This is a genomic window from Pseudoalteromonas sp. Of11M-6 (assembly GCF_022347905.1).
Lineage (GTDB): Bacteria > Pseudomonadota > Gammaproteobacteria > Enterobacterales > Alteromonadaceae > Pseudoalteromonas.
Window position 1 is genome coordinate 1 of record NZ_JAKRFW010000089.1, and the last position, 9,088, is coordinate 9,088.

Consider the following 9,088-nt stretch of genomic DNA (forward strand, 5'->3'; position numbering starts at 1 on the left):
GATAATATTTGGTGTCGGTTAAACTAATTTGTTTTTTACGGGCAGTTGCCATAGTTTGGTTTCCTCAATCCTTTGAGTGCAGAATTTAAGCTTAGGCGGTATCTTAAATTAGTGGTGGATGTCAGCGATTTGGTCGACAACAAACCAGCTTAAAAAAACGCCCTAAAATAACAACTCACGCCCAACTAAACGATTGAATCAAAATAGGAACTCAGTTATCGTTTGTTGATTACAAAAACAAATTTGAAACGAGTTATTCTACAGGCTCGTTATATGCCCATCAGGTTTTGGAGTGTTGAATGGATATAGATGAAAATAAAATAGATGAAGCAGCTTTAGCTTTATTACATCTCACCTTGCATGATTATGGGCGAGCTTGGAAACAAATTGACTGGGAAGTTATGAATAGGCTTTATGAAAAAGGTCTAATTTGTGATCCGGTTGGTAAGGCAAAGTCAGTGCAATTGACCGATGAAGGCATTAAGCAATCAGAAGAGTTATTCAAAAAGCTTTTTTCAAAATAGAAGCTATTGGTCATATAACAAAGCAACTTAAAAGCTCGGACAAAAACCAGTTGGCTTTGCTCGTTCCTCACAAATTATAGCCAACTAATTTTTGCCGTTTATTTGCGGCGTTAGGGCTTATCGAAATAGGTAGCTTTTTATGGATGAAATAACATATTTAGAAGTTCCATTTGAGGATAAAGAGAAAGTAAAGTCTTTGGGCGCTCGTTGGCACTCAGAGAGAAAGAAGTGGTTTGTTCCAAAAGGTTTAGATACGGGACCATTCGAAAATTGGCTACCGATTTATGATGATCATGCATCGCAAAAAGCTATCTCTCCATTTTATCTGCTTCAATCGACAGAGCTTTGCTGGAAGTGCGACAAACCATCTGAAGTCATTACCTTTGCTAGTCATGGCACAATCGACACTGAAAGTGATGAGCGCTCTGAAGGATTAACCAAGTATTTATACGTCAGCTTTCTCCCAGAGAGACTGAGAGTATACTTGGATCTACACTTCAAAAGTTATTACTTGGATTATTCCGCAACGACCGATTCATTTTACTACATGAATCATTGTCAACACTGCAAAGCCCCACTAGGTGACTTTTTTATGCATTCTGAACCGGAGGGTGCTTTTTTCCCTATCAGTGCAGAAATGTCAGCCGATATTGCTATTACTAGACTGAAAGAAAGTGGATTTGTAAAAATCTCAGCATCTGAATCATATGGGGTTATTGAGCATATATTGGAAAATGGGCAAATGAAAGAGTTTCAGCCCTAACAGTCTGTATAAGAGTGATTCGCAACGCGTGGCATTTTCGCTATGCGTTGATTTTAGTGATTAAGGTGGCATGCTGAGGCTTTTGTATTGCGTTGCTCACTACTTAAAGCGGCGTTAGCCCATAGAAACTTTTAAACGAAATTTGCCTAATACAGCCGAAGACCTGAAACGTTTTTTGTCCAAAAATAGGTTTATTTAACCGTCCGCTATTCGCTCTTTCGGCAATTAATCAGTTACGAACGGTCAGATTTGGTTGAACTCATAACCCTAAACTGCCAGATCGTGTATGAGCCAGCGCACTAAGTCTTGTTAACACCAGCGCACTGAGCTGCGTCAGAGCATTTCGTCGACGTACTCAAGTATTAAGCCAAGTTAATGTAGTAGAGGCCGTAGCCCACGATAAACGCAGGCACTGCAGAGTAGATAGTGGCAAATAGCGCCGCCCTTGGTGCCAGTGCGATCGCTGGAAATAACGCATCGCCATCGTTAGCAACGGCATTGGCTGCAAGGGCACTAAATGGCACGACACCTTGCAGGTAAAGCGTTGTAACAACAATTTGGGGGCCACAGCCTGGTAATAATCCGACAAGAATGGCCACCAGTGGTGCATACAGCGCATAGTCTTTAAACCAAACCGCGAGATCAAGCCCTAAATACGCAGTAGATAGCTCGTAAAGCAAAAAGCTTGCAACGACCCAAGCGGTCACAAAATGCGTGTCCTGTAGCACTCTAGTGAGTTTTGACGGTGGGTCGCATTCACCTTCTTCACAGGTGATATCTTTATAGCTTACGCCCTTTGAATTAAGTGCCCACACGCAAACAGCAAAAAGACATAATGCTGCACCAAGCCAAGCAATTTCTGTATCAAATGGCGCTAAATCGACGTTAAAAGCAATCGCGAGTGCAATAGCAAGGCTAGGTAGTAAGCACAGCTTCCACACCTTACGGCTTAGACTAAACGCACGGCTCGCGTGTAAGGTTTCTTCTTCGACCTCATTGATGGTTTGCGGGACACAAAAGTCGGGTTGATGAATTAAGTGCACACATAGCCCACTCACGATACCTACACCAACCCCCATCGCAATGATAGTAAGGCCTGTCAGGGGCTCTTTGGCGAGTAGCAAAAACGCAGCATCTCCCATCGTCGCAGTAAGTACTGCGACAACAGAAGCAAAGCTCGCTTGTTTTTTGGTAAATTGGGTGACCACGATAATCGCGCCACCACAGCCGGGCAGCGCGCCTAATATTGAGGCCATGGCTATTTCGAGAATAGGGGATTTGGTACTCAGATAACTGAGATTAAGCTGTGGAATTCTGTCAACAAGAAAGTAGTACACGAGCAGGGTAGCGGCAACAAAAACGCTGACTTGAAAGAATGCATCGCTCAGCGCGCTGACCACAATTGGTCTCGCCGTTTCAAATGCCATTAGTACAATAATAACGAGGGGTAAAATCAACCGCTTGTTGAACAACAAACTCACCTTAGCGCCATGTGCTGGTTGAGAGTATCGAAGTAGAGATGAAAACATAAAGTGCAACCCGTGTATTGTCTAAGTTGCACTTTAATTTCATTTTAAATGAAAATCAATATCATTTGTATTATTTTCTTTGGAACTCTGCGGTTGCTTTCCATTTTGGCCAAGCGTCTTGCTCAGAGACATCATAGCCAACTTTAAAGAACAGCTGTAGATCCTGTATCGCCCCACTTAAATCCCACTCTTCACGGTAGCGGTCACACGGCTGATGATAACAACCGCGCAATACTAAACCCATACGTTTACGATAGGTTTCAGTCTCTTCGTCACGTGCTTCGGTTCCACCACCTGCGTACATGGCAGGCACACCCATGTTCGCAAATGCGAAGTGATCAGAGCGATAGTAACCACCAGCGGCAGGACGCGGATCTCCCGAAACGACACGGTCTTGCGCTTTTGCTGCGGTTTCTAGTATTTCATCAAGCTCAGATTTACCAATACCAACTACGCTGATGTCTTTTACTTTACCCAATAAATTTAGGCTATCCATATTGACGTTAGCAACGGTTTTCTCTGCTGGAATAACAGGGTTTGCAGCATAAAATTTAGAACCTAACAAACCTTGCTCTTCAGCCGTCACAGCCAAAAACGTAATTGAACGGCTAGGGCGAGTTGGCAGTTTAGTAAAGGCTTCAGCGACCTCAATCATACCGCCTGTGCCGCTGGCATTATCATGCGCACCATTATAAATTTGGTCACCTTTACGGTTTGGATCGGTACCTAAATGATCCCAGTGTGCTGAGTAGATGATGTGCTCGTCAGACTTATTACTACCTGGTAGGGTGGCGATAAAGTTATACGAAGTTGATTTTTTGATGGTGTTTTTGACAGTAACTGACGCGCTTAGGTTGCCCATATCAACGTGGTATGCGCCTTCAGCAGCTTTTTTCTTTGCGGTGTCAAAATCAAGTCCAGCCTTTTGAAACAGCTCTTTAGCAACGTCTACTGTTACCCAGCCTTCAACCGCAACGCGGTCCATATTGTTATTTTCTTTTTGGAAGCCAAACTGTGGGCCACTCCAAGAATTTTCTACTACGCTCCAAGGATAAGAAGCCGGCGCTGTTTCGTGAACAATGATTGCACCTGCTGCGCCTTGGCGTGAAGCTTCTTCGTATTTGTACGTCCAACGACCATAATAGGTCATAGCTTCACCGGTAAATTTACCCGAATCAGGATTAGCAAAGCCAGGGTCGTTTACTAGCATCACCACTGTCTTGCCTTTCACGTCTAGGCCTTCGTAGTCATTCCAGTCGTACTCTGGAGCATTTACGCCATAGCCAACAAAAACCAGCTCTGAATCTTTGATTGATTCGAGTTCGCTGATACGGGCCGAGCCCATCACCATGTCTTTCTTATATTCGTAGTTTTTGCCACCGATTGTTAACGTCATATTAGGATCGGCTTCAAGCGAAACAAGCGGCACTTCTTGCAAGAAGCTGTTGCCATTGCCAGGCTGATAGCCAAGCGCTTTAAAATGTTTGGTTAAATAGGCAAGCGTTAGCTCTTCACCTTTTGTTGACGGAGCACGGCCGCCAAATTCGTCAGAGGCAAGGGTTTTAATATGGGCTCTGAGTTGAGCATCGTTAATACTATTGTATGCAGTATCGATGTCTTGGGGGCTATTGCTAGTGCTAACACAGCCCGCCAGCACCGCCATAGATAGAGCGCTGAGCGTCAGTTTAAGTTTCATAATTGCCTTTCTTTTACTTGTTAGGAACCCATAAGTAGTAACATAAAATGCGTAAAAGTTCGAGCGGGACAAGACGGCTAGAGGAGATAGAAATTAATGAAAGAATTGTTGTGGAACAGATCATTGCATTGTTTTTAATCGCTATCCTCATTTTAGCGTGTGACGTAGCCTGTTACGCTCATTAGCGTGTGACGTAGCCTGTTACGCTCATTTACAATTGGCTTTTGCCAAGTATCAAGCGCTTCAGTAAAATAGTCGGCTAATTGCATGATAAGTATCTCAATCAAATGAAAAAGTTTACAGCGCCTGAGGCGTGGCAGGTTGCATGTTTACATGCTGAGCCATTTTCCCATTTAAATCAGCTTTTTGACTTAAAAAGCCAGCTAGACTGGCCAAGCCCCCAGTGGCTGTCTTCTCACGTAAACAGCATTAGCTTGCAACAATATGATACCCGCTTTGTGGCCGATGAAACGATAGACTTTGGCGATAAATACTATGAAGAGATTATCTTTGAAACCCATCAGGTACCGACGCGTAGTCAAAATTGGCACGACTTATTTGGTGCGTTGATTTGGTGTTTATTCCCAAAAACAAAAGCTTTGTTAAATGCCCTACATATCGAAGAAATAGCACAGTTTGGTTTAAAGCAGCGAAGTAAAAAGCGCAATGCGTTAACACTTTTTGATGAGTGTGGTTTGGTGTTGGCAATCGATGATGATAAATGGCGTGATGCCTTTAAATCACACCAATGGCAGAATGTATTTTACGATAATCGCTCAGAATGGCAGCAAAACCTAAAGCCTTTTGTATTTGGCCACGCAAACTACGAGATGCTAACCAATCCCTTTATTGGGCTGACGGGAAAACTGGTGTGTATCAATGTTGATGCTGCATTTTGGCAACTTTCACTAAGCGAACAATATCGTTGGTTAGATGATAAATTGGTCGCACTGATCAATGATGGGCTGCTTGAAGACAATACCAAAATGTCACCCATTCCGCTGCTTGGGATCCCAAACTGGCATGAGCCACAAGATTTAGAATTTTATCAAAATACGGACTATTTCAGGCCGAAAAGAAGGAAATAGCATGATAGCTATCAATGGATTAAAAAAACGCTTCGCCCTGACTCGCGAACACAAAAAGAAAAAGAGTCAGACGGATCCTCGCGAGCGTGATGGTTTTTTTCACAGTGTAGAAGAGGTTAACCTGCACTGTGGGCAAGGTGAAGTACTTGGATTGCTCGGCCCCAATGGGGCGGGAAAAACCACCACTTTGCGTATGCTCTCAACTGCACTGACGCCGGATGCCGGTACTATCTTAGTGGATGGTCAGGATATTGTGAAAAAGCCTGTTGTTGCACGCAAAGCCATCGGTTTTTTATCAGGGTCAACAGGGTTATATGGACGTCTAACCGCCAAAGAAAATGTTGAATATTTTGCTCGACTTCATGGTTTAAAAGGAAAAGCATTAAAAGCGAAATGCGATGAGCTGTTTCAGCGCTTAGAGATGGAGACCTTTCTAGATAAAAGGGCTGAACACCTATCGACCGGTATGAAACAAAAGACCAATATAGCAAGGGCGGTGGTACATAGCCCTAAAGTGGTGGTACTAGATGAGCCTACGACGGGCCTTGATATTATGACCACACAAACGGTTATCTCTTTTATTCGCGACCTCAAAGCGCGTGGGACACCCGTTATATTTTCTACCCATCACTTAGATGAAGTCGCGTTATTATGCGATAGGGTGTCTGTTATCGATAAAGGGATCACCTGTTTTGATGGCAGTTTGGCTGAGTTTAAAGCAAAGGGGCAAAGTGAAGAGCTAAATCAGGCATTTTTGAATTTGTTAACGGGAGCACGGCATGTTTGAGGTATTTTTAAAAGAAATTAGAGAGCTGCTGCGCGACCGCAAAACACTGTTTTTTGTGATTGCATTGCCGATGTTGGTATTTCCAGTGATTATGGCTTTAGTCGGCTTTATGGCTTCACAAGCCGCCATGGAAGCGAAGCAAGAAGTCCATACATATTACATCGTAAATGAAGCTTATGCTGAAAAGTTCTCAGAGCAGGTTTTTTATCATAAAAGTTTTAAGAAATATGCTGGTGAGCTCAAGCTTGATAGCGTCGAAGCATTGAGTGATGCGGTACGAAGTGGCGTGATCGATGTTGGGATTTTTATTCCATCCGATCCGGTTGAAAATCTAGAGTCTGGCGTAAAAAGTGAATGGAAAATCGTGTTTAACGATGCGCAATCTATCAACTTTATATACGACCGCTTGTCTAAACTTGCTAAGAAGTTTTCTGATGAACTCAGAGCGGTGAAGTTAACCTCACTGGGATTGTCGCAAGCGGAGCAAGCGGCAGTGCTCCAACCCATATCGATTACTAAAGTGGATACTGCTGACAAACGCGAAAATTTAGGCGAGAAGTTAGGTGCGTTTATCCCTTACATGTTAATTCCGTTGGTATTGATGGGGGCGAGCTATCCAGCTATTGATTTAGGCGCTGGAGAGAAAGAGCGTGGCACTTTAGAGACGCTGTTATTAACACCAATCTCACGCACGGAGCTGGTGTTAGGTAAATTTTTAACCGTATTGAGCAGTTCAATATTCTGTGCGCTTATCACGGTCTCCAGCATGGCGCTGTGGATAGGAATTGCCAGTAGCTTTGTCGAGCTAGACGTAATTAAAAACGCCTTCTCGTCGGTTGCATTATTAGACTTTGTCTTGATTTTTGCACTGTTGCTTCCTGTTGCTGTGATGCTTTCGTCGCTAACACTTGCCATCTCAATTTACGCCAGAACCTTTAAAGAAGCACAAAACTACATGGGACCACTCAGCATGGGGATCTTCATTCCCATTGTGATGTCTTTAATGCCAAATATGGAGCTAACCGCTAAAACTGCATTGATCCCAATTACCAATGTCGCATTAGCGATTAAAGAAATCATCAAAGGCACGGTTGATTATGGTTACGTCGCATTAATTTTTGGCGCTTCTGCCGTTCTAGCGGCGGGGTTACTCGTGTGCTGCGTTAAATGGTTTAATAAAGAAACCGTTTTGTTTAGGTAAAGCTCAGTTAGGTGTGAGTCATTGAGAATTATGGCGTTTTTCTGTACGATAAACGCCTTGTTCAGCGTTTAACTTTTTGTAATTTAGTCTTCTACCTGTTTAGGTAGCTTGTGCAAGTAGTAGGTTTCAATATTAGTCACTCAAGGAATGTAGGATGACATCAACCACGGTACTTAAGTCAGTCAGTGAATCAGTTACTAACGGCATTGCCATTTTATTCTTGTTATCGTCGGTTTTTCACTTAGTCGGGTCAAGCTTTTTGGAAGCTCTGATCTACTTAGTGATTTCTTTGTTACTATTTTCATACCGTAATCGATTGATGTTTGACCCTGCACAAAAGCAGTTTGTTATCACTAAACAACTATCGTTATTGAATGTAAGTGTTTGGCGAATAGACGAGTGTGTGATACCGCTTGCTACTGTGACTGATGTATCTTCGGGTGGAAACAAGCAACTCAATTATATTGGTATAAGTTATCTATCAGAAAGTGAGGAGCCTGCGGTCTATTCATTTTCGTGTTTGCGGCAAGCTGATAAACTCACCGCGCTTTTGTCGGCATCAGGTCTTGACCATAACGTTCAGCCGACGGCAGATGCGGATGCAGATAGAAGATCAGCTACGCGCTCAACTCCAACTAGCCTTGCAAGATTATTTCCTTTATTTATGAATAGCAATCGCGATATTGAAGAGCGATTCTCCGTGTTACGATGTGCACTACCGACGCCTAAGCATAAGCTGCATATTGTTTGGATGGTGGTAGGGGCTTTTGCTCTAATGACCTGCTTTATTCTTTACTCGTCACAAAATTACATAGCGGGTTTGGTATTTTTGGTGCTCACATACTTGAGCTATTGGTTGACGTCTTTATTTATCAGTAATAAACACTATTTTGTCTATCACTCACCCTGTAACCAAATTAAGGTTGAGGAAAATAGTTTGCTGCTACCTGCGTTACTGTTTACAGATAAACAAGCACGAGAGGTAAAAAAGGATGAAGTTAACAATATTAAGGTACACTGGAATACGTTTACAGTCAGCGATTTAGATAGGTTAACCTCTTCGACTCGTCGTAACCATATTGTTGATTTGGTCTTTGATACTGAGTATGGTGCGACGGTTTCACTCTCTGGCATGAGCGTAGAAGCCGAGCCACTCTTACTTGCGTTAACGCATTGGCAATATCCTTTGTCTATTGAACGAACGGATAAAGCGGTGTTCCCAATGGTGAGGCACTTTCAATATGGTATTCTAGTATTTATTATCGGTATTATTGTCTGGGCAATGACCACATTTGTGATATAACACACCTGACAAAAGCGGCGATTCTACCAGAATATCGGTATGCTAGTGGCAATAGTATTTTTAATCTATCGCTATCCAGAAATTATTGAACAACCCGTTTTATACCAGTTGTATTAAGTAAATGATCTATCTTGAAGCGGGGAAATAGCTTTAGTAGCAAGGCAAAAATTTTGCTATTTAGTTGTTCTAAATGAGAA

The 9,088-nt window shown here is 42.8% G+C and carries 8 protein-coding genes; 6 read left to right on the top strand and 2 right to left on the bottom strand.

What is annotated here, in order from left to right:
- Window positions 1–299 precede the first annotated feature (299 nt).
- Both MHN32_RS23015 and MHN32_RS23020 read left to right on the top strand, forming a co-directional pair.
- Entirely contained in the window at window positions 300–524 is a 225-nt protein-coding gene (locus tag MHN32_RS23015) for a DUF6429 family protein (RefSeq protein ID WP_099029137.1), read from the top strand.
- 139 nt (window positions 525–663) lie between these two features.
- Complete coding sequence (locus MHN32_RS23020) at window positions 664–1,287, top strand: DUF5710 domain-containing protein (protein WP_239422920.1); 624 nt, start codon at window positions 664–666, stop codon at window positions 1,285–1,287.
- 362 nt (window positions 1,288–1,649) lie between these two features.
- On the opposite strand, the gene MHN32_RS23025 is transcribed toward MHN32_RS23020, so the two are convergent.
- Both MHN32_RS23025 and MHN32_RS23030 read right to left on the bottom strand, forming a co-directional pair.
- Window positions 1,650–2,816 (bottom strand): putative manganese transporter, encoded by a 1,167-nt coding sequence (locus tag MHN32_RS23025; protein ID WP_206472880.1) that lies wholly within the window; start codon window positions 2,814–2,816, stop codon window positions 1,650–1,652.
- A gap of 70 nt (window positions 2,817–2,886) precedes the next feature.
- Window positions 2,887–4,512, bottom strand: coding sequence for a M28 family metallopeptidase (locus MHN32_RS23030; RefSeq protein ID WP_239422921.1), 1,626 nt, complete (start codon window positions 4,510–4,512; stop codon window positions 2,887–2,889).
- A 287-nt stretch (window positions 4,513–4,799) separates the two neighbouring features.
- On the opposite strand from MHN32_RS23030, the gene MHN32_RS23035 reads away from it, so the two are divergent.
- The 4 genes from MHN32_RS23035 (at window position 4,800) to MHN32_RS23050 (ending at window position 8,891) form a co-directional block, all read left to right on the top strand.
- Window positions 4,800–5,600 (top strand): DUF3025 domain-containing protein, encoded by an 801-nt coding sequence (locus tag MHN32_RS23035; protein WP_239422922.1) that lies wholly within the window; start codon window positions 4,800–4,802, stop codon window positions 5,598–5,600.
- Between the two features lies 1 nt (window position 5,601).
- Window positions 5,602–6,387, top strand: coding sequence for an ATP-binding cassette domain-containing protein (locus MHN32_RS23040; RefSeq protein WP_239422923.1), 786 nt, complete (start codon window positions 5,602–5,604; stop codon window positions 6,385–6,387).
- The gene (locus MHN32_RS23045; protein ID WP_239422924.1) at window positions 6,380–7,588 is read left to right on the top strand and encodes an ABC transporter permease; all 1,209 of its coding nucleotides are present in this window, start codon (window positions 6,380–6,382) and stop codon (window positions 7,586–7,588) included. Before MHN32_RS23040 ends, MHN32_RS23045 begins: the two co-directional genes overlap by 8 nt.
- A gap of 154 nt (window positions 7,589–7,742) precedes the next feature.
- The gene (locus MHN32_RS23050; protein ID WP_239422925.1) at window positions 7,743–8,891 is read left to right on the top strand and encodes a hypothetical protein; all 1,149 of its coding nucleotides are present in this window, start codon (window positions 7,743–7,745) and stop codon (window positions 8,889–8,891) included.
- The last annotated feature ends 197 nt before the right edge of the window (window positions 8,892–9,088 follow it).